The organism is Streptomyces spongiae (genome assembly GCF_009377185.1).
Classification (GTDB): Bacteria; Actinomycetota; Actinomycetes; order Streptomycetales; family Streptomycetaceae; genus Streptomyces; species Streptomyces spongiae.
The window spans coordinates 75159-94432 of the sequence record NZ_VJZC01000002.1; the positions used below are offsets into that span (position 1 = coordinate 75159).

15 protein-coding genes and 1 pseudogene are annotated in these 19274 nt (G+C 70.4%); 2 read left to right on the forward strand and 14 right to left on the reverse strand.

Annotation, left to right across the window (positions count from 1 at the left end; all coding sequences use genetic code 11):
• Positions 1-17: 17 nt before the first annotated feature.
• The 5 genes from FNH08_RS00805 to FNH08_RS00825 are packed head-to-tail and all read right to left on the reverse strand — an operon-like array spanning position 18 to position 6432.
• Positions 18-1817, reverse strand: coding sequence for an alpha-L-fucosidase (locus tag FNH08_RS00805; protein ID WP_152769254.1), 1800 nt, complete (start codon positions 1815-1817; stop codon positions 18-20).
• Complete coding sequence (locus FNH08_RS00810; protein WP_152769255.1) at positions 1814-3196, reverse strand: alpha-L-fucosidase; 1383 nt, start codon at positions 3194-3196, stop codon at positions 1814-1816. Before FNH08_RS00810 ends, FNH08_RS00805 begins: the two co-directional genes overlap by 4 nt.
• Before the next feature lie 7 nt (positions 3197-3203).
• Complete coding sequence (locus FNH08_RS00815) at positions 3204-4112, reverse strand: carbohydrate ABC transporter permease (RefSeq protein ID WP_152769256.1); 909 nt, start codon at positions 4110-4112, stop codon at positions 3204-3206.
• On the reverse strand, positions 4109-5110 hold the full coding sequence (locus FNH08_RS00820; RefSeq protein ID WP_152769257.1) for a carbohydrate ABC transporter permease: 1002 nt from the start codon (positions 5108-5110) through the stop codon (positions 4109-4111). Before FNH08_RS00820 ends, FNH08_RS00815 begins: the two co-directional genes overlap by 4 nt.
• Positions 5107-6432 carry an ABC transporter substrate-binding protein gene (locus tag FNH08_RS00825; protein ID WP_152769258.1) on the reverse strand — a complete coding sequence of 442 codons (1326 nt, stop codon included), beginning with the start codon at positions 6430-6432 and terminating at the stop codon, positions 5107-5109. Before FNH08_RS00825 ends, FNH08_RS00820 begins: the two co-directional genes overlap by 4 nt.
• 267 nt (positions 6433-6699) lie before the next feature.
• Here FNH08_RS00825 and FNH08_RS00830 point away from each other — a divergent pair, with 267 nt between their 5' ends.
• Entirely contained in the window at positions 6700-7725 is a 1026-nt protein-coding gene (locus tag FNH08_RS00830) for a LacI family DNA-binding transcriptional regulator (RefSeq protein ID WP_322723411.1), read from the forward strand.
• 76 nt (positions 7726-7801) lie between these two features.
• On the opposite strand, the gene FNH08_RS00835 is transcribed toward FNH08_RS00830, so the two are convergent.
• From FNH08_RS00835 to FNH08_RS00865, 8 genes are all read right to left on the reverse strand, one after another.
• A complete protein-coding gene (locus FNH08_RS00835) occupies positions 7802-8704 on the reverse strand; it encodes an amidohydrolase family protein (protein ID WP_152769260.1) in 903 nt (300 codons plus the stop codon).
• A gap of 69 nt (positions 8705-8773) precedes the next feature.
• Positions 8774-10168: an MFS transporter gene (locus FNH08_RS00840; RefSeq protein WP_152769261.1), complete on the reverse strand. Its 1395-nt coding sequence runs from the start codon at positions 10166-10168 to the stop codon at positions 8774-8776.
• A gap of 136 nt (positions 10169-10304) precedes the next feature.
• Positions 10305-10481 (reverse strand): hypothetical protein, encoded by a 177-nt coding sequence (locus FNH08_RS50510; RefSeq protein WP_194238316.1) that lies wholly within the window; start codon positions 10479-10481, stop codon positions 10305-10307.
• Positions 10482-10518: 37 nt separating this feature from the next.
• Positions 10519-12054 (reverse strand): mannitol dehydrogenase family protein, encoded by a 1536-nt coding sequence (locus tag FNH08_RS00845; RefSeq protein ID WP_152769262.1) that lies wholly within the window; start codon positions 12052-12054, stop codon positions 10519-10521.
• Between the two features lies 1 nt (position 12055).
• Positions 12056-13279, reverse strand: a complete 1224-nt coding sequence (gene manD / locus FNH08_RS00850) for a D-mannonate dehydratase ManD (protein ID WP_152769263.1) — start codon at positions 13277-13279, stop codon at positions 12056-12058.
• Complete coding sequence (locus FNH08_RS00855) at positions 13276-14268, reverse strand: 2-hydroxyacid dehydrogenase (RefSeq protein ID WP_228033778.1); 993 nt, start codon at positions 14266-14268, stop codon at positions 13276-13278. Before FNH08_RS00855 ends, manD begins: the two co-directional genes overlap by 4 nt.
• On the reverse strand, positions 14265-15287 hold the full coding sequence (locus tag FNH08_RS00860; protein WP_322723413.1) for a LacI family DNA-binding transcriptional regulator: 1023 nt from the start codon (positions 15285-15287) through the stop codon (positions 14265-14267). Before FNH08_RS00860 ends, FNH08_RS00855 begins: the two co-directional genes overlap by 4 nt.
• Positions 15288-15415: 128 nt before the next feature.
• Positions 15416-16675: a MalY/PatB family protein gene (locus tag FNH08_RS00865; protein WP_322723415.1), complete on the reverse strand. Its 1260-nt coding sequence runs from the start codon at positions 16673-16675 to the stop codon at positions 15416-15418.
• Between the two features lie 236 nt (positions 16676-16911).
• Between FNH08_RS00865 and FNH08_RS53385 the strand changes: the two are divergent.
• A pseudogene (locus tag FNH08_RS53385) lies at positions 16912-17694 on the forward strand (LuxR C-terminal-related transcriptional regulator); the annotation flags it as partial.
• Here the strand turns inward: FNH08_RS53385 and FNH08_RS53390 are convergent.
• Positions 17620-19274, reverse strand: a 1655-nt coding sequence (locus FNH08_RS53390; RefSeq protein ID WP_152769267.1) for an ATP-binding cassette domain-containing protein, incomplete at its 5' end; no start/stop codon positions are given. The pseudogene FNH08_RS53385 and the gene FNH08_RS53390 sit on opposite strands and share 75 nt — an antisense overlap.

Below are 19274 nucleotides of genomic sequence, written 5' to 3' on the forward strand. Positions count from 1 at the left end.
GGCGCAGTTGGTTCGGGTCAGGCACGGCCGGCTCCTCTCGGGGAGTGTGTGGCCACGCCGATGTGGTCGATGCGCAGCTTGTGGTAGAAGGCGGGCACCGTTTCGGCCGCCCATGTGGTGTCGACGTCGAGCCGTACGTACCGGCAGCGCACCCCGAGATCGATGAAGCGCACGCCCTTCGCGCTCTCCAACACACCGGCCGCTACGGGTTCCTGACTCCAGGTCACTCCGTCATCGCTGACGAGGACGCGGTAGTCCTTGATGCGGGCGGAGTCCTCCTTGCGGCCGAACGTCTCCCGGTTCTGCGTCGGCGACCACTCCCGCTGGTCGATCGCCAGATACGCCAGGTGCCGCACCCTGCCCACATCCAGCGTCACGGAGACCGGGATCGTGTCGCCCGCGTCCCAGTACGTCGTGAAGTCGCCGTCGACCAGGTTCGCCGCGGGGAAACCGGCCGCCGAACTCGTCGCGGTCGCCGTGATCTCGGTGGGCGGGATCAGACCGGTGCGACGCGGGGCGGTGCGGATCGTCAGGACGGTGTCGTACGGATCCCAGCGCGTGATGCCGGAGACGGTGACATACCCGTCCCGCTGCTCGAAGGCGAGCCTGCGCCCGGTGCGGAAGTCCTCGACGCGCCGCACTGTGTGCGCGTTGTCCCGGACCTTGACCGTGTCGCCGGACGGGCGCGTGGTGATGTGCAGGTACTGGGTGGTCGGGTCGTCCTTGTCGACGGTGACGGTGACGAACCCGCCGTCCGGGACCCAGCCGGGCTGCAGTCCGCCGTACAGGTAGCCGCCGCCCTCCGTCCCCCGGATCGAGCCCCACACACCGTCGAGCCATGTCTTCGCGGTGTTGTTGAACGCCTCGGTCCGCGCCGGGAACCGGCCGCCGTGCTGTGCGCCCTCGGCCACCAACGACCGTATGGAAGCACCGGAGTTGGAGATGATGCGGCGCAGGGTGAGGGCTTGGTTGACGGCGTTGTCCGTGCCGTTGTACCACCAGCGTCCCGCGACCGTGAAGCAGCCCTCCGCCAGGCGCGGCAGCGGGGTCCAGGTGGCGGCCGCGTAGTCGTAGTCCGGGAGCATCCCGCTCTTCTGCTCATGGCTGACCATGTCCATGATCGGGGTGTCCTCGTTGTTGTTGCTGAGCGTCATCTCCGGACGCTCGCGGCGGATCAGCTCGTACAGGCCGCTCCGCTCCCAGTACGCGTTGTCGTTGTCGATCCAGAACCCGGCGAGATCCGGGTAGTCGGCCATGACCTCGACGAAGTTGTCGTACGAGAACATGCCGAAGCCGTCGCGCGTCGTGAGGTCGACCGACTGGCCCTTGTGCGCGGAGTACGCGGCCGAGTCGAGGTACTCGTGGCCGGTCTCGTTGTGCCACTGCGGGTCGTCCGTCATGTAGAGGATGACCTTGAGGCCCTTGGCCTTCGCGGCGGCGATCAGCTCGCCCAGGAAGTCGCGCCGGGTGCGTGGCGAGCCGGGGATACGGGACGGCCAGGTGCGGACGTAGCCGAGCCTGGAGTGGAACGACGCGAGGACCAGATACGAGGCGTGCAGCTTGACCGCCTCGTCGACCCAGTAGTCGGCGCTCCAGCCGTCCCCGGTGACGCGGGTCTCCCACGCCTCGACGTCCGTGTAGTCGGGGACGGTGCGCATGCCCCAGTGCAGGAACAGGCCGATGCGCGCGTCCCGCAGCCACGCACGGCCGCGGTGGTGGGTGGGGGCGGCGGCCCGCGCGGGTTCCGCCGCGGGCAGGCTCGTCGACACGGCGAGTGCCGTCACCGCGGACGACTTCAGGAACATACGGCGTCTCATGCGCGGCCTCTCGCGTCGGTTCCGTCGGTTCCGTCGGCGTCTTCGGTTTCTTCGGCGCCGAGGAACAGCTCGATCACGGGGAGGACCACATCCGGCCTGCGGACCGGGAGGTCGAGGGTGTACGCGCCGTCCGGGATGCCTTTCGGGGTCACGTTGCCGTTGTCCCAGCTCGGGTCGGTGTTCACGGGGCGCACCTCGGAGGCGTCGTGCAGGAACTGGGCGTACCGCACCCGGCCGTCCAGCCCCGGCAGATGCAGATGCTTGTACGGCCACTCCAGGAGATGGACGTAGAGCCGGTCGCCGCGACGGGTGTAGCGGCAGCCGGTGGGCGCGGTGTACGAGGAGGGGCCCGCTCCGTGGATGGAGCGGGAGTGCAGCCGCATCCAGTCGCCGATGCCGCGCAGGACGGCGAGGGCACGGGGCTCGAACTCGCCGCGGGCGTTGGGGCCCACGTTCAGCAGCAGGTTGCCGTCCTTGGAGACGGTGTCGACGAGGAGGGCGATGAGCTGCTCGGGGGTCTTCCAGTTGAGGTTGTCGCGGTCGTAGCCCCAACTGCCGTTCAGCGTCTGGCAGGCCTCCCACACCTCGCCCGGAGGCACCAGCGGCTGGTACTCCTCGGGAGTGGTGAAGTCCCCGGGGATGCCGAGCCGGTTGTTGACCAGGCAGCCGGGCTGGAGCCTGCGGATCAGCGCCATCAGCTCGTGCGCACGCCAGTGGTCGGGGCCCTTGCCGCCGGTGACCGGCTTGCCCTGGCGGATCCGGCCCTCGTAGCTGAAGTCGAACCACAGGGTGTCCACCGGGCCGTAGCGGGTGAGGAGTTCCTCCACCTGGCCGTGCAGGTAGTCGGCGTAGGCCCGCATGTCACGGTCACCGGGGTCGCCGGTCTCGTCGTCCCACTCGGGGTGGATGCGGTCCAGCGGGAACTTCGGGTGCTGCCAGTCCAGGAGCGAGTGGTAGAAGCCCACCCCGAGCCCGGCCGCGCGGAACGCCGACACGAACGGGCCCACCAGGTCCTTGCCGTACGGGGTCGCGGCCACGGAGTAGTCGGTGAGGGCCGAGTCCCACAGGCAGAACCCGTCGTGGTGCTTGCTCGTCAGGACCGTGTACCGCATCCCCGCGTACCGGGCGGCTTCGGCCCATGCCTCGGGGTCGTACAGGTCGGGGTCGAAGTGGTCGACGTAGGACTGGTATTGACTGAGCGTCAGGCCCTCGCGTTGGCGCACCCACTCATGGCGAGCGGCGGCCGCGTACACACCCCAGTGGACGAAGAGGCCGAATCGCTGGTCGCGGAATTCGGCGAGCCGCCTGGCGCGCGGGTCGGTGTTCGGGAAGGCGTTCGGGCAGCTGTTCGGGTCGGTGTTCGGGGCGTTCGTGGTCAAGGCGGGGTCATCCCTTCACTGCTCCAGTGGTCAGGCCCGACAGGAACGTGCGCTGGAAGGCCAGATAGACGAGGACGCTCGGCACCAGCGCGACCAGGGCGCCGGCCAGCAGCGCCCCGACGCCCACCTCCGGGACGGAGCGCATGAGTTGCAGCCCGACGGTCAAGGGGTACTGGTCGGGGGAACTGGCGACGATCAGGGGGAGCAGATACTGGTCCCAGATCATGTTGAAGCCGAAGATCACGACGACACCGAGGCCCGGCTTGCACAGCGGCAGGATGATCTGCCCGAAGATCCGCAGCTCGCCCGCGCCGTCGACCCGCGCGGCCTCCTCCAACTCGACGGGGATCTCCTTCATGAACTCGCTGAGCACGAAGATGGAGAAACCCCAGCCGCCCATCGGCAGGATCATGCCGAGGAGCGTGCCGCGCAGGCTGACACCCAGGCCGGGAAGGTCGCCCAGGACGAGCGAGAGCGGGATGGCGATGACCTCCTCGGGCAGCATCATCGTCGCGAGGATCACCATCAGCGCAAGGGCCTGCCCGCGGAAGCGGTGCCGGGCCAGCGCGTACGCGGCGAAGACCGTGACGCCCACCTGGAGCAGCAGCGCGCCCCCGGTGATCACCAGGGAGTTGCGCAGATACGTCCACAGACCGCGCTCGCCCGCGATCTCGAAGTTGTCCAGGGTCAGATGACGGGGTATCAGGGACATCTGCGACGGGTCGGGTGTGCGGTCGAAGGCACCGGTGAGTACGGCGAGCAGCGGGCCGCAGAACACCAGCAGCACCAGCGCGTACAGCACGAGCCGGGTCGTCGAGGCGAGCGGCCGGCCGCGGCCCCAGCCCCAGCCCAGCGCCGTGTCGTAGCGGGAGGCCGCCGGGGAAGCCGTACGGGATGCGGTACGGGAGGCCGTCATGACAGCTCCTTGCGGCGCCGGTACCACGTCACACCGCCGGTGAGGACGAGTGTGAGCAGGAAGAGGACGACCGAGCAGGCCGAGGCGAACCCGAGGTCGTTCGCGCGGAAACCGAGGTCGTAGATACGGGTCATCAGCACGTCGGTGGAACCGGCCGGGCCGCCGCCGGTGAGGATGTACACCTCGGTGAAGACCCGCATCCCGCGGATCGCGGCCAGCGTCAGCAGGATCGTCACGACCGGACGCAGCGCGGGCAGGGTGACATGGCGGAGACGGCGCACGAGCCCGGCGCCGTCCAGGGCGGCCGACTCGTACAACTGCCGGTCGATGGAGGCGAGGCCGGCGAGCACGATCATCATGTCGTACGGGGCGTTCTTCCAGATCCCGACGACGATCACCCACCCGAGCGCCTGGTCCGGATCGTCGAGAAACCGCTGTGCGTCGGAACCGAACCAGGACAGAAGGGAGTTGAGCATGCCCTCCTGCCCGGGGAAGTACAGCAGCCGCCACACCTCGGCGACCACCGCGACCGCCGCGACGACCGGCAGGAACGCGGCCGAGCGCACGAACCACAGCGTCCGCGCCCGCCCTTCGAGCAGCAGCGCGAGGACGAAACCGACGAGGATCGCGCCCGCCGTCTGGGCCACCGCGTACACCACGGTGTGGCCGAACGCCCGGCGGAAGGACTCCTCGTCGAGGATCCGGGTGTAGTTGTCCAGGCCCACCCACTGGTCGCCGAGGAACGGCTGCACCTTGTAGAAACTGAGGTTGATGCCCTTAGCCATCGGCAGGTACTTGAAGTACAGGAAGAGCAGCAGCGCCGGGCTGAGGAACAGCCAGGGCAGAACGGCCCGGCGCAACCGGACCCGGCGGGCCGAGGGAACCGAGGTGACGGACCCGGGGCGTGGGGGAGGCGGCCCCGGGTCCGAGTGGGTTGGCCCAAGGCCGGTGGCGGCGGACGAGCCTCTGGTGGTGGACGGGCCGGTGCCGGCCGTCATCCCCCGTACACCTTCTGCGTTTCGAGCTCCTGCTTGAACTCGTCCGCCAGCTTGGTGAGTTCGGCCTTCGGGTCGGCGTCGCAGCGGGCGAACAGGCCGTTGAGGGTCTCCCCGGACTTCTGGCGGAACGGCTGCCAGTTCGGCACGTTCGGGGTGTAGCGGCCGTGCGCGTTGAACTCGTCGACGAACATCTTCCAGCGGGCGTCGCCGCCGCGCTCCGCGACGGTGTCGACCTTCTTGTTCACCGAAAGACGCACGGGCGGCTCGGGCCTGGTGGAGTTGAGGCCGATCTTCTGCCCCTTGGGCGAGATCAGGAACTCGGCGAGGCGGCGCTGCTGCTCCTGGAGCTTCGAGCCCGCCATGAGGTAGACGTTCTCGCCCTCCGCCAGCGTCGCCTGCCCGCCGGGCCCCGCGGGGGAGGCGATGACCTCGAACTTCTTGCCGAGGTCCACGTCGTACTTGCCGACCATGTACGGCCCGGTCATGTAGACGCCCGCCTTGCCGCTGCTGAAGAACTCGTGGGCGTCCTTGGTCTGGAGGGTGAGCGCGCCCGGCACGACGACCTTCTCCTCGCAGAAGAGGTCCTGCATCCACCGCGCCGCGGCCACCGACTGCGGGGAGTCGACCGCCGGGACGTACTTGCCGTCGCCGGACTCGGTGAGGAAGTCGCCTCCGCCCTGCCACAGGTAGGAGGCCGCCCACCAGGAGGCGTAGCCGCGATCGGTGGAGGCGGGCACGAGCATCCCGTACGTGTCGTCCTTGCCGTTGCCGTCTGGGTCCTTCGTCTGGAATGCCTTGGCCAGGGCGGTGAGGTCGTCCCAGGTCCTCGGCTGCTTCAGGCCGAGCTTCTCGCGCCAGTCCTTGCGGATGAACGTGGCGAACGACTGCACATTGAAGGGCACGCCGTAGTACTTGCCGTCGAACGCCTTGGCCTGGTCCCACGCCCTGTCGAGCAGATCGGCCGATCCCTTGAGTTTGTCCCTGTCGACCTCCTGGACGAGCCCCTGGGAGACGTTCGTGCCCAGCATTCCGGAGTCGTTGATGACGATGTCGGGCAGGTCGCGGGCGGTCGCGGCCTCGGCGACGCGCTGCTCGAAGTTGTCCAGGATCGGGGTGTACTCGACCTTCACCCCGGTCTCCTCGGTGAACTCCGCGAAGATCTTCTTGTACACGGCTCCGGTGACGGGGGAGGAGCGGGACCACACCTCCAAAGAGCCGTCGGACGAGCCGCCCGAGGACGATCCGGTGCCGGAACCGCAGGCGGTGAGGACGGTGAGGCCGGCCACGGCCAGGGCGGCGGAGAGACCGCGGGACGTACGCATGAGGAAGGCTCCGATCGAGGCGAGTGAACGGGCAGTTCGGCGGATCAAGGGAGCGGAGAGCGGGAGAGCGGGCGAGCAGAGGCGGAGCGCAGCGTGCGGGGCTGAACCGTGCGGGGCTGAACGCGGTGCGATCTCTGCGCAATCTTTCGCATACTTCGGCGAGTGGCCGTAACGTAAGAGAAACATCGGATGTCGTCAAGAGTTCGCGTCGGACGTTTCCGTGCTGCTTTGATGCCTGAACTCGGCTTTTGTTCAAGGGAGTACGTAGTGGCGAAGCGAAAGACGCTGGCAGCTATCGCCGGTGAAGCGGGGGTCTCCATGCCGACGGTCTCCAAGGTTCTGCACGGGAGGTCGGATGTATCGGAGGACACCCGGGACCGGGTGAGGCGTCTGCTGCGGCAGTACGGCTATCCGCAGCCGGGCCGCGGCCACCGTCCGCCCGGCGGTGGGCAGATCGAGTTCGTCATCAACGAACTCGACAACCCGTGGGCCGCCGAACTGATCCGGGGTGCCGAGGCGGCGCTGCGTCCCGAGGGGGTCGGGCTCGTCGTCAGCGCGGTCCACAAGGATCAGGAACAGGCCGAGCGGTGGGGCCGGGCGCTGCGCGAACGCGGCTCGATGGGGGCGATCCTCGTGCTCTCCGAGCTGTCCGCCGCGCGCGAGGCCGACCTGCGCGACCACGGCATCCCGTTCGTGATCGTGCAGCCGTCCACCGACGCGAGCGCCGACGCACCGTCCGTGGGCTCCACGAACTGGCACGGCGCCTACGCCGCCACACACCATCTGGCCGACCTCGGACACCGCCGCATCGCCGCCCTCATGGGTCCGGCCCACCGGCACTCGCCCCGCACCCGGCTGCACGGCTACCGCGCCGCCCTTGAGGACGCGGGTCTGCCGTTCGACCCGGACCTCGTGCGCCACGGGACGTACGCCCGAGGGCCCGCGCGATCCCTCATGCATGAGCTGCTGGATCTCGCACAGCCACCGACCGCCGTCTTCGCGGGCAACGATCTGCAGGCGCTCGGCGTCTACCGGGCCCTGCGGGAGAGGAAGTTGAGCGTGCCGGACGACGTGAGCGTGGTGGGCTTCGACGATCTGCCCTTCACACAGTGGATCTCGCCGGAGCTGACCACGGTGCGTCAGCCGCTCGACGAGATGGCCGCCGTCGCCGCCCGCCTGGTGGTGCGGCTCGCGCGCGGTGAACAGCCCGAGTCGGTGAACCTGGAGCTGCCGACCACGCTGGTGGTGCGCGAGAGCACCGGACCCGCGCCGGTGGCGCCGCTGTCACGGTGACCCCACCGCGTGGACGGACGCGGACCGAGACGCGGACGGCGCCGGACAGTGGCCGCCGCGCAGCCCCGACAACCCGTCACACGCCGAACAGCCCTGCCGCGTTGTCGTGGCAGACCGCCCTCAGCCAGTCCTCTCCCAGATCCAACCGTTCCAGGGCGTGGAGCTGGTGGATATAGGGATAGGGGATGTTGGGGAAGTCGGAACCGAGCAGGATGCGGTCACCGAGCCCGGCCAGCCGGGGCAGGGCCCGGCGGGGGAACGGCATGAACCCCTCGGCGAAGTCGGTGAACGCCGCCGTCGTGTCCAGCCGCACCTCCCCGTACCGCTCGGCGAGGCCGAGGAACTCCTCGTACTCGGGCATCCCCATATGCGCGACGATCAGCGGCAGCCGGGGATGCCGGGCCAGCACCCGCGCGATCGGCTCGGGGCCGGTGTGCTTGCCGGGCGCGGGCCCGGAACCGCAGTGGATCACCACGGGTATCCGGGCCTCGGCCGGCAACCCCCAAGCCGACTGGAGCAGTTCGTCGGCCGGGTCGTAGGCCCCCACCTGCACATGTGCCTTGAAGACGCGCGCGCCCGCCTCGACTGCCTCCTCGACGTATGCCTCGACGCCCGGCTCGGGGTAGAGGGTGGCGGTGTGCAGACAGTCGGGGGTGCGGCGGGCGAAGTCGGCCGCCCAGTCGTTCAGCCAACGGGCCATGGCCGGCTTGTGCGGGTAGAGCAGCGAGGTGAAGGCCCGTACACCGAACTCCCGTAGCAGGGCCGTCCGTTCCGCCTCCTCCTTCCGGTACGTGATCGGCCACTCGAGCCCACCGGTCAGCGGTCCGAGCGAGTCGAAGTAGTCCCAGACCTTGCGCAGGACACGCTCGGGCATGAAGTGCGTGTGCACGTCGACCAGCCCGGGAAGGCCGAGCCGGCCCCAGAAACGGCGGACCTCACCGGCCTCGTCACCCACAGGCACATCACGGTGATCATTCATGCAGCCCACGATCGGCCCGGGCGGGTGGACGGGTCCACTCCTCTGCGCGAGGGATCCCTGAGGGATCCGTCACGGAGCGCTTGTCCCGGTCGCGGCCGACGGGCGGGCCGTGGCGTCGGGGAGGACGGACAGGTCGCGGTTGAGGGTTTCCGGCGACATCCGGGCCGCGACCAGGCTGATGACCATCATCAGCGTCATGTAGGCCGCCACCGGGATCCACGAGCCGGAGAACGCCGTGAGCAAGGAGGCGCAGATCAGCGGTGCGACACCGCCGCCGAGCACGGAGGAGAACTCCCGGCCCAGGGTGACACCGGCGTAGCGGTAGCGGCTGCCGAACAGTTCGGGGAAGTAGCTCATCTGCACGCCGACAGCGCCCTGACCGGCCAGGACGAAGCCCACGATCATGGTCACGGTGATGGCGAGGGGCGACCCGGTGTTGAGAGCGATGAAGGAGGGGCCGGGCAGCAGCACCAGGGCGGTGAGGATCGCGGAATAGACGGGCCTGCGGCCGATCCGGTCCGAGAGGATGCCGAACCCGATCGCGCCGAGACCACCACACGCGGCTCCGATCATGAGCACCTTCGGTACGAAGGAGGCGTCGACGCCGACCGTGGAGACCAGGTAAGAGGCCATGAAGACCTGGTAGGTGTACGACTGGGCACTGACGCCGACGTTCATGAAAAGGGCGAGCAGCATGGGTTTCCTGCCGTGCCGGAAGACCTCGGACACCGGTGACTTGGGCTTCTCGTGCTGCCGCTTGAACTCCTGGAAGACGGGGCTCTCGTTGAGCCGGCGGCGGATGATCAGCGCGGCGACGGTGACCAGCAGGCTGCTGGCGAAGACCAGCCGCCAGCCCCAGCTCATCAGCTGGTCCTCGGACAGGCTCTGGGCGAGGATCCAGGCGACGGCGCCGAGCACGGTGCCGAGGGCCGCACCGGTCATCACGAGCGCGGCGAGCCTGCCGCGCCGTCCTGGTAGCGCCGTTTCCGTGAGGAGAGTGGCGCCGCCGGACTGTTCCGCGCCCGCTCCGAAGCCCTGGAGGAAGCGGCACAGGACGAGCAACGCCGGTGCGATCACGCCGACTTGGGCGTACGTAGGCAGCACTCCGATGGCGAAGGTGGAGCCACCCATGAGGAGCAGCGTCGTGACCAGGATCCATTTCCGACCGAGCCGGTCACCGAAGCGGGAGAAGAACAGACCGCCGAGCGGGCGGGCCGCGAAGCCGACGGCGTACGCGGCGAAGCTGGCGAGGAGCGCGACCGCCGGCGAGGCGTTGGGGAAGAACAACTCGCCGAAGACGAGCGCCGAGGCCGTGCCGTAGATGACGAAGTCGTACTGCTCGAGGGCGGTGCCGATGAGCCCTGCCCAGGCGGCGCGGCGGACCGCGGCGGGATCGGCGGCGGTGGGCTCGGTGTGCGTGGGTGGTGTTGGTTCGCTCGTCAGGGACTTGGAGGGAGTGTCCATCGTCCATGCCTCCTTGAATGGGGATGGCCTCAGACGGTTGGGGGACGTCGAGGTGCGGCGATGCGGTTACTGCATGAGATGTCCGGGCGCTCGCGTCAAGCGGTCGCAGCCCGGGAGCGGTGCGCCGAAAGGGCGCTCAGGCGGCCGCGCCGTGGGGACGGACGACCCTGCCCTCGGCGGTGTAGCGCATGTCCGAGCCGCAGACGCCCACGGCGTCGGGCCCGGGTGGGCTGACGGGGATCTCCTGGACGCGGAGGTCGTGCGGGCCGTGCGGTACGGCGGTCCGAGTGGTCATGGAGGTCGGTTCTGACACGGTCTCACATCCTTGTGAGCGGAGGGCGGGGGCGGGCTCAGACCACCAGCAGCGGCTCCGAGTCCGCGGCCTCGGCCGCGGCGTGTGCCGCCGCGGCCGTGCCGTGCCGTGCGAGGACACCGATGAGTTCGGCGACGCGCTCGGCGAAGGCGGGATGGTCGGCGAGGGAGTCGCCGAGCAGGCCGGTGTCGATGACGGTGGCCACGAAGTCCGGTACGGACGTGCTGCGTTCGGCTGTCTCGCGGAGACGGTCGCGGGCCGGGTCCGCCATGGCGGCGGCGTGCGGGCCCGGATCAAGACCGGACGGCGGAGCCATGCAGCACAGGTACGCGGCGACGGTGAGCGCGAGATGGTGGGGCATGCGTCCGCGCCGCAGCTGGAGCAGCGCCGGGTCCGGCACGCGCTGGCGGAGCTTCACGGAGCCGTCCGAGCCGACCTGCCGGGTGCGGTGGCCCAGCGCGGAGTTGGCCCAGCGCTCGAAGAGCTGTGCCACATAGGCGTCGAGGTCGATGTCGTCGGGGACGGTCAGGCTGGGCAGGTAGTCGTCGCGCAGCACGCGTCGTGCCGCCTCGGCGACGAAGGGCCGGCCGATGGCGTCCGGGACGGTCGCCCGGCCGTCCAGGGCACCGAGGTAGGCGATGAGCGAGTGCGTACCGTTCAGGAGACGGAGTTTGAGCAGTTCGTACGGCTCCACGTCGTCGGTGAACAGGGCGCCGCCGTGCTCCCAGCCGGGCCGTCCCGCGGCGAACCGGTCCTGGAGGACCCACATGGTGAACGGCTCGGCGGGGACGGGGACTTCGTCGCGTACGCGGAGGTGGTCGGCGACCGTGGTGCGGTAGGTGTCCGTGGTGGCCGGGACGATCCGGTCGACCATGGTGTTCGGGAACGCCACACCGGTGTGCGGACCGTCGTCCAGCCAGTCGGCCAGTTCGTTCGCCTCGGCGCGCGGCAGCGCCTCGGCGAACTCCCGTACCAGGCGGGCGGTCTGGGTGCCGTTGCCCGCGAGGTTGTCGCAGCTCAGCACCGTCACCGGCGTCGCGTGCTTCCGCAGGCGGCGCTGCAGACCGCGTACGACCTGGCCGATCGTGGTCCGCGGTGGAGTGTCCCCGCGCAGGTCGGCGCGTACTCCGTCGTGGTCGAGGTCGAGATGTCCGGTGCGCGGCGAGAAGGTGTAGCCGTGCTCGGTGACGGTGAGGGAGACGATCCGGGTGCCGGGGGCCGCGATGGCGTCGACGACGGCGTCCGGGTGGTGGGCCGCGACGAGTGCGCCGGTGTGCACGGCGGGTACGGAGACCCGTGAGCCTTCGGGGGAGATCTCCACCACGGAGTACCGGTGGTCCTGTTCCCGCAGCGCGTCGGCCACGGCGGTGGAGCGGCTCGCCACGCCGAGGATGCCCCAGGGGCCGTCGGCGTGGTCCAGCGCCGACGCGGTGTAGACGGCCTGATGGGCGCGGTGGAAGTTGCCGAGCCCGAGGTGCACGATGCCGGTCTCCGTGACCGTGCGCCGGTGCACCAGCGAACCCGAAGGCAAGGTAAGGGAGTTGAGGCGGGGGAGAGGGGAAGAGCTCGTCATCTCACCAGTCCGTCATCGAGCCGTCGCGGCGCCGGGCGACGGGCAGGTAGGCGGGCTCGTAGGGGAAGCGCGCGGCCAGGGTCTCGTCGAGTTCGACACCGAGTCCCGGGGCGTCACCGGGGTGCAGATATCCGTCGGCGTAGCTCCAGTCGTGCCGGAACACCTCGTGGACCAGTGGTTCGTAGCCCATGTACTCCTGGATGGCGAAGTTGGGTGTCGACAGGCCGACGTGGAGGGACGCCGCCAGGGCGACGGGGGAGACGTCGGAGGGGCCGTGCGGGCCGAGCCTGACCTGCCAGACCTCGGCCAGTGCGGCGATCCGCCGCAGATGACTGATGCCGCCGGCGTGGGTGACACAGGTCCGTACGTAATCGATCAGCTGCTCGGTGATGAGCGACTGGCACTCCCAGACGGTGTTGAACACCTCGCCGATCGCGAGGGGCGTCGTGGTGTGCCGGCGCACATGCCGCAGAACCTCCTGGTTCTCGGCGGGTGTGACGTCCTCCAGCCAGAAGAGGTCCACCTCCTGCAGAGCCTGCCCGAGGCGGGCCGCCTCGTTCGGGGTGAGCCGGTGGTGGGCGTCGTGGAGGAGGTGCAGTTCGGGTCCCACGTGGTCGCGGACCGCGGCGAGGGCACCGGGCGCGTGCCGTAGATAGGCGGCCGTGTCCCACACCTCCTCGACGGGAGTGGTGCCGCGACCGGCCGGCTCGTAGCCCGCTGCCTCCCGGCTGACCCCGTAGACCGTGTCCAGACCGGGTACGCCCGTCTGTGCCCGGACGGCCCGGAAGCCGCGCTCGCGCTGTGCGTCGACGGAGTCGAGCAGTTGCGGGACGTCCCAGCCGGTGGCGTGGGTGTAGGACAGGACGCGGTCGCGGACCGGGCCGCCGAGGAGCTGGTGGACGGGCTGGCCGGTGGTCTTGCCCTTGATGTCCCACAGGGCGAGGTCCACCGCCCCGATGGAGGTCATGGTGACCGGTCCGCGCCGCCAGTAGGCCCCGCGGTACAGGTACTGCCAGGTGTCCTCGATCCGCGCCGGGTCCCGGCCGATGAGCAGGGGTGCGACGTGGTCGCGGAGGTAGGTGGCCACGGCGAGTTCGCGGCCGTTGAGGGTCGCGTCGCCCCAGCCGGTCAGCCCCTGCTCGGTGGTGATCTTGAGGGTGACGAAGTTGCGGCCCGGGCTGGTGACGACGACGTCCGCGGCGACGATGGTGTCGTGCTTGCTCATCGGGCCACCCCCACGATGTTGTGCAGCCCCTGCCCCGTGGCCAGGCGGCGGATGTTCTCCGTGATGTCGGCCGACCGGCGGGTGAAGGTCTGCCTGCTGAGCCCCGAGGAGTGGGGTGTCATCAGGACGTTGGGCAGCTCGTGGAAGGGGTGGCGGCTCGGTCGCCCCGTCCGCCCGTCCGCCGGGTAGTCGTACCAGACGTCGAGGGCGGCTCCCCCGATCCCACCGTCGCGCAGGGCGGTGTACAAGGAGTCCTCGTCGACCACCGGACCACGACCGACATTGATCAGGACGGCCGATTCCCGCATCGTCGCCAACTCCCGTGCTCCGATCAGCCCGGTGGTCCGGTCGGTGAGCGGTACGCAGACGACGACCACGTCCGCGGTCTCCATCAGGACACCCAGGTCGTCCACGCCACCGGCCCAGGCCAGCCGCTCGGCCACGGCGTCGACGTCGCCGCGCCGGGTGACGGCCACGCCCTGCGCACCGAACGCCCTCAGCCGCTGCCACGTACGGGCGCCGATGTGGCCGAAGCCCACGAAGCCGACGGTGGCCTCGCCCAGGAGGCCGGGATAGGCCGGTGGCTCCCAGGTGCCGCCGCGCAGGGCCGTGTCCTCGCGCAGGAAGCCGCGGCGCAGCAGAATCGCGGAGGCGACGACGTACTCGGCGATCGCGTCCTCGTGGTGGAAGGTGTTGGCTATCAGGGTGCCCGGCGGCAGCGCCCCGGCGTCGATCCGGTCGACGCCCGCTCCGACGGCGTGCACGAGCCGCAGCCGCTTGCCCGCGGCCGCCGTCTCGGCCGGGCAGTTCCCCGACACGAACACGTCCGCCTCGCCGAGTGCCGCACACAGCGCGTTGTGGTCCTGCGGGTCGGGCCAGTGCACGGTGGTGGCGGCCGGGAGGGATGCCTCGAACTGCTCGCGGAGCCGCGCCAGATGAGGATCGGTGACGACGACGGTCAGACCGCCGTCGCGTGGGTGGTCCGTCATGCGTGCTCCTTCGTGACGGAGCCGGGGCGCTCGGCGCGGCCGGCCGCCGGGCCGGTGGAACCGCGGACGACCAGCTGGGTGGGCAGACGCAGGGTGCGCGGCTCCCGGCGCTCACCGGCGATGGACTGCGCCAGCAACTCCAGGCTGAGCGAACCGGCCCGGTCCATCGGTACCGCGATGCTGGTCAGGGACGGGTGGGCGGTTTCGGCGAGCGGCATGTCGTCGATGCCCACGACACTGAGGTCGTCGGGGACCCGGACCCCCAGCTGACGTGCGCCGGCGATCACGCCGAGGGCGACCAGGTCGTTGTGCGCGATGACGGCGGACGCGCCGGAGGCGATCACACCGGCCGCGGCCGCGGTGCCGCCGGCCACCGTCTCGGACTGCCAGCCCATCACCTCCAGTTCCAGGCCCGCCTGTGCGGCCTGGTCCCGGGCCTGGTCGACGCGGTGGCTGTTGGACCAGGAGTGCTGTGAGCCCTGGACGTACGCGATGTGGTGGTGTCCCAGCGCGGCCAGGTACTCGATGGTCTGCCGCAGGCCGTCGGTCGCGTCGGCGAGGACGCAGTCGGCGGTCGTGGTCTCGCGGTTGACGAGGACGACGGGGGTGTCACCGCACAGGGCGAGCACGTCCTCGGCGTCGAGCCGGGGTGAACACACGACGAGACCGGCCGACCTGCCGCTGAGCTGGGCGATCACCTCCCGCTCGTGGTCCGGGTCGAAGTCCGTGTCGGCGAGCACGATCGTCTGCCGGCGGTGCCAGCCCCGGGTCTGCGCGGCCTTGACGAAGGTGCCGAAGACGGGGTTGGCGATGTCGGGGACGACCACGGCCACGGTGGCGGTGTCCGGCGGGGTCTCGACCGGGCGGGGCGGCGGTGCTTCGTACCCCAGCTCCTGCGCGGCCTCCAGGACCTTGCGCAAGGTTGCCGGACCCAGCCGCTGGGGGTCGCTGAACGCCCGGGAAGCCGTGGAGAGTGCCACGTTCGCGCGCTTTGCGACATCGGTCAACGTGGGGGCCACGCTGGTACTCCGTTCCTTCGATGTTCCTTCGACGACGAAGCCTGAACGCTGTGGGCCCATGGTTGGCAAGCTTGCGCAAGGTTGTCAATGCTTGCGGCAAGGGGATCCCGGGCGCGCAACGCGCGATGTCAGGTACGCGGCGCCTGCTGGTGGACGGCGAGCGCGCGTCCCATGGCGGCCAGCGCCTGGCGCAGGACGCTGGGCGAGGTGGCGAAGTTGAGGCGTACGAATCCGGCGCCGCCGGTGCCGAAGACGTGTCCTGAACTGAGAGCGACACGGGCCTCGTCGAGGAACATCCTTGCCGGTCCGGCGAGATCGCTGACCACACCGGCGCTGGAAGGGCTGTCGTCGTGCAGCCCGAGAGGGGTGCAGTCCAGCCAGGCCAGGTAGGTGCCCTGCGGCGAGACGTACCCCACGGCCGGGAGGTGTTCCTCGACCAGTTCGCCCAGCAGGGCGCGGTTGGCGTCGAGTCCGATGAGGAGGTCGTCGAGCCAGTCGGTCGCGTCGCGGAACGCCGCTGTGTGGGCGAGGACGCCCAGGTGGCTGGGCCCGTGACCGACTTCCTCGGGCATGCGGCGAAGGTCGTCCGAGGCGTCGGAGCCGGCGATGGCCAGGGCGGCCTTGAGACCGGCCAGGTTCCATGCCTTGGACGCGGAGACGAGGGCGAAGCCGTTCTCGGAGCCGGGAACACTCAGGAAAGGCGTGAAGTGGGCTCCGGGCAGTACCAGCGGGGCGTGGATCTCGTCGGAGACCACCCGGACACCGTGGCCGCGAGCCAGGGCGGCGATCGCTTCGAGTTCGGCGCGGGTGTGGACGACGCCGGTCGGGTTGTGCGGGCTGCTCATCAGGAAAGCGGCACGGCGGCCGTGGCGCCGGGCGCGTATGAACGCGTCTTCGAGAGCGCCGAGGTCGACCCGCAGGTCGGGGCCGAGGCGGGCCTCGATGACGTCCCGGCCGTCGTGGGAGACGAACGCGTAGAACGGGGGGTAGACGGGTGAGCAGACGACGACCGCGTCGCCGGGGCCGGTGATGAGCCGGAGGATCTCGACGATGCCCATCATGACGTCGGGGACGATCGCGGTGTTCTCCACCCGCACGCCGTCCCACTGCCATCGCTCGGCGGCGAACTCGGCGAGGGATTCGGCATAGGCGGTGCCGTAGGGGTATCCGGTGTCTCCGCGGTCGACGGCCCGGTGCAGGGTCTCGGCGATGGCGGGTGCGAGGGAGACGTCCATCTCCGCCACCCAGAGCGGGAGGACGTCCGCGGGGTGTGTGCGCCACTTCATGCTGGTGCGTTGTCGCAGCTCCCGCAGGGACAACTGGACGAGAGGATCCGTTCGGCCGCTGTCGGCGGGCTCGGAGGGGGTCCGGTTCCCGGGTTCACTCACGTGCAGCTCCTCTTGGCTCAACGGTGTGCCGGCGTCTTCAGGGTGCGCCGCACACGGCGTGTGCGTCCTCCTGTGTGGAAAACGGGGAGACTCCGCGAACACGCCGTCGAGGGAGATCATTTTCCCGTGTGCTGTATGCACACGTTGATCGGGGTGTGGGGAGCCTTGTCCACCATGTGGCACACGCTCTTCGCTCCGGGGGGTGCGGCACTGGGTGCCGCGGAGGGAACGCGAGGATGACCACTTCAGACAACGGCCGCGTACGTGGCGATCCCCGACGAGGAGATCGTGTTCGGCAACCGGCGCTCCCTACCCCCTCCGCCCGAGGCCATGCCTCCTCAGGTGAAGCGCTACGTGGTGGGCGGGCGCTCCTTGCGCGCGCCCCCTCGCACCTCGTTGGCGTGTTCTTCGCGCCCGGGAGGGGTGGCGGCCGCCAACAATGGGGCACGCGCGAAGACGGAGAAACCGGCAAACGGGAAGTGGGAGGGGCGAACGTGATCCGGGTACTTCTCGTTCACGACGCGTGTCTGGTGCGGTCGGTCCTTGCGGAGTGGCTCCGCGGGGAACCGGAGTTATCGGTGTACGACTGCTCCTGGCGCGGCGCGCCCAAGCGAGTGAGGTCCGTCCGGCCCGACGTCTGCGCGGCCGACCTGGACTGTGCCGACGCCTACGGCATCCCACCCGTCGCCGAACTGTCCGCGGGGGGCGCGACCGGGCCCGCGCCGCGGCTCCTGGTGCTGGCCCAGGCGAGCAGGCCGGGACTGCTGAAACGGGCGGCCGAGGCCGGGGCACTGGGGTTCGTGGACAAGGAGGGGGCGCCCGAACGGCTGGTGACCGCGATACGCGAGGTCGCCCAGGGGAAACGTTTCGTCGATGACTCGCTGGGCTTCGGATTTCTCAAGGCGGCCCAAATGCCGCTGACCAGACGCGAGTTGAGCGTGCTGTCACTGGCCGCCGAGGGTGCCTCCGTCGCGGAGATCGCCGGGAGCCTGCACCTGTCCCACGGGACCGTGCGCAACTACATGGCGGCCATCACCCGTAAGACCGGCGCCCGCAACAGGATCGACGCCATCCGGATCTCGCTGGGCGAGGGCTGGCTGTAGCGGCGGCCCGGTGGACTCCCGGTCGCCGAGGACCAGTTCGCGGTAGAGCGGTGAGCGCTCCAGCAGGTCGTCATGGGCTCCGTACGCTACGCGCTGTCCGTCCATGACCAGTACCCGGTCCGCCCGCCGGGCCGAGCCGACCCGATGGGCGACCACGACCAGGGTGGTACCGGGGCGCTCGACGAAGGCCCGCTCCGCGCGTTCCTCCGCCTCCGGGTCGAGGTGGCAGGTCGCCTCGTCGAGCAGGACGACGGGCGCGTCCGACAGATGGGCGCGGGTCAGTGCGATGAGCTGCCGCTCCCCGGCGGAGAGTGCGCCCGGGTCGACCTCGGCCCCGGGGCCGCCGAGCCGTTCCATGAGTTCGGTGAGTCCCACGGCGCCCGCCGCCGCCCGGAGTTCGCGCTCGGGCACGGGTTTCGGCCGCAGATCGCCGAGGTTTTCGGCAAGGGATCCCCGGAAGACGTACGCCTCCTGCGGAATGAGGGTCCTGTGTGCTCGGGATGTGTCACCCGGTACCGGATGTCCGCACAAGTGGACCGTGCCGTGCCGGGGTTCCAGGAGGCCCGCGACGAGGGCGGTGAGGGTGGACTTGCCGATGCCGCTGGGGCCGACTACGGCGAGATGGGTGCCCTGGGGGACGCGGAGGGTGAGGTCCTCGATGACGGGAGCGCTGGTGGGACCGTAGGCGAAGGTGAGGGAGGAGAGGGTGAGGGCGTCGGCGGTGGCAATCGGAGGCTCGGACGTTGACGTCTCCGTGCGGCCCTGCTCCTCGGGTGCTGTCGTCTCCGGGCCGACCCGTTCCTCGGGCGCTGTCGTCTCCGCGCCGACCCGTTCCTCGGGCGCTGTTGCCTCCGCGCCACCCCGTTCCTCGGGCGGTGCCAGTCGCCGCAGTACGACCGCGAGGCGCGAACCGCTCGCGCCCAGGCCGTGCACCAGGTTCTGCAGCGCGGGCAGCAGGGACTGTGTGACGTAGGCGAGGGCACCGACGAGGGCGCCCGGAGTGACCCCGTGCTCCAGGAGCCAGGGCGCGGCGGCGAGGAGCAGCACGATCGGGAACTGTCCGCCGATCGCGAGGGACGCCACCCGCAGGACACCCCAGCGGGCCAGCGAGCGCGCAGCGCGGTACTCGGCGTCGACGCGTGCGCCTGTGGCGGCGGCGACCTGCTCCTCCGCGCCGCCCGCCGTGATGTCCCGCAACCCCGGGCACACGGAGTCCAGTTGGGCGGCGAGGGCCTCATCGGCCACGAGGAAGCGCTCCTGCCTGCGGGCCAGCGGCCGCAGGGTCGCCAAGAAGAGTGCCACCCCGGCGGTGAGCGGGGGAGCCACCACGAGCAGCAGCGGGGGCGCGAGCGAGAACAGCCCGATCAGCGCCCCGGCGGCGGTGAACACGAACGAGCGGGACACCAGCACCAGCCCCGCGAAGGTGTCCCGGGCGATCTCCACCTGCTGGGTGAACCCGGACAGGGCCCCGCCGTCCGCCTCCCGCACCCCCCGCT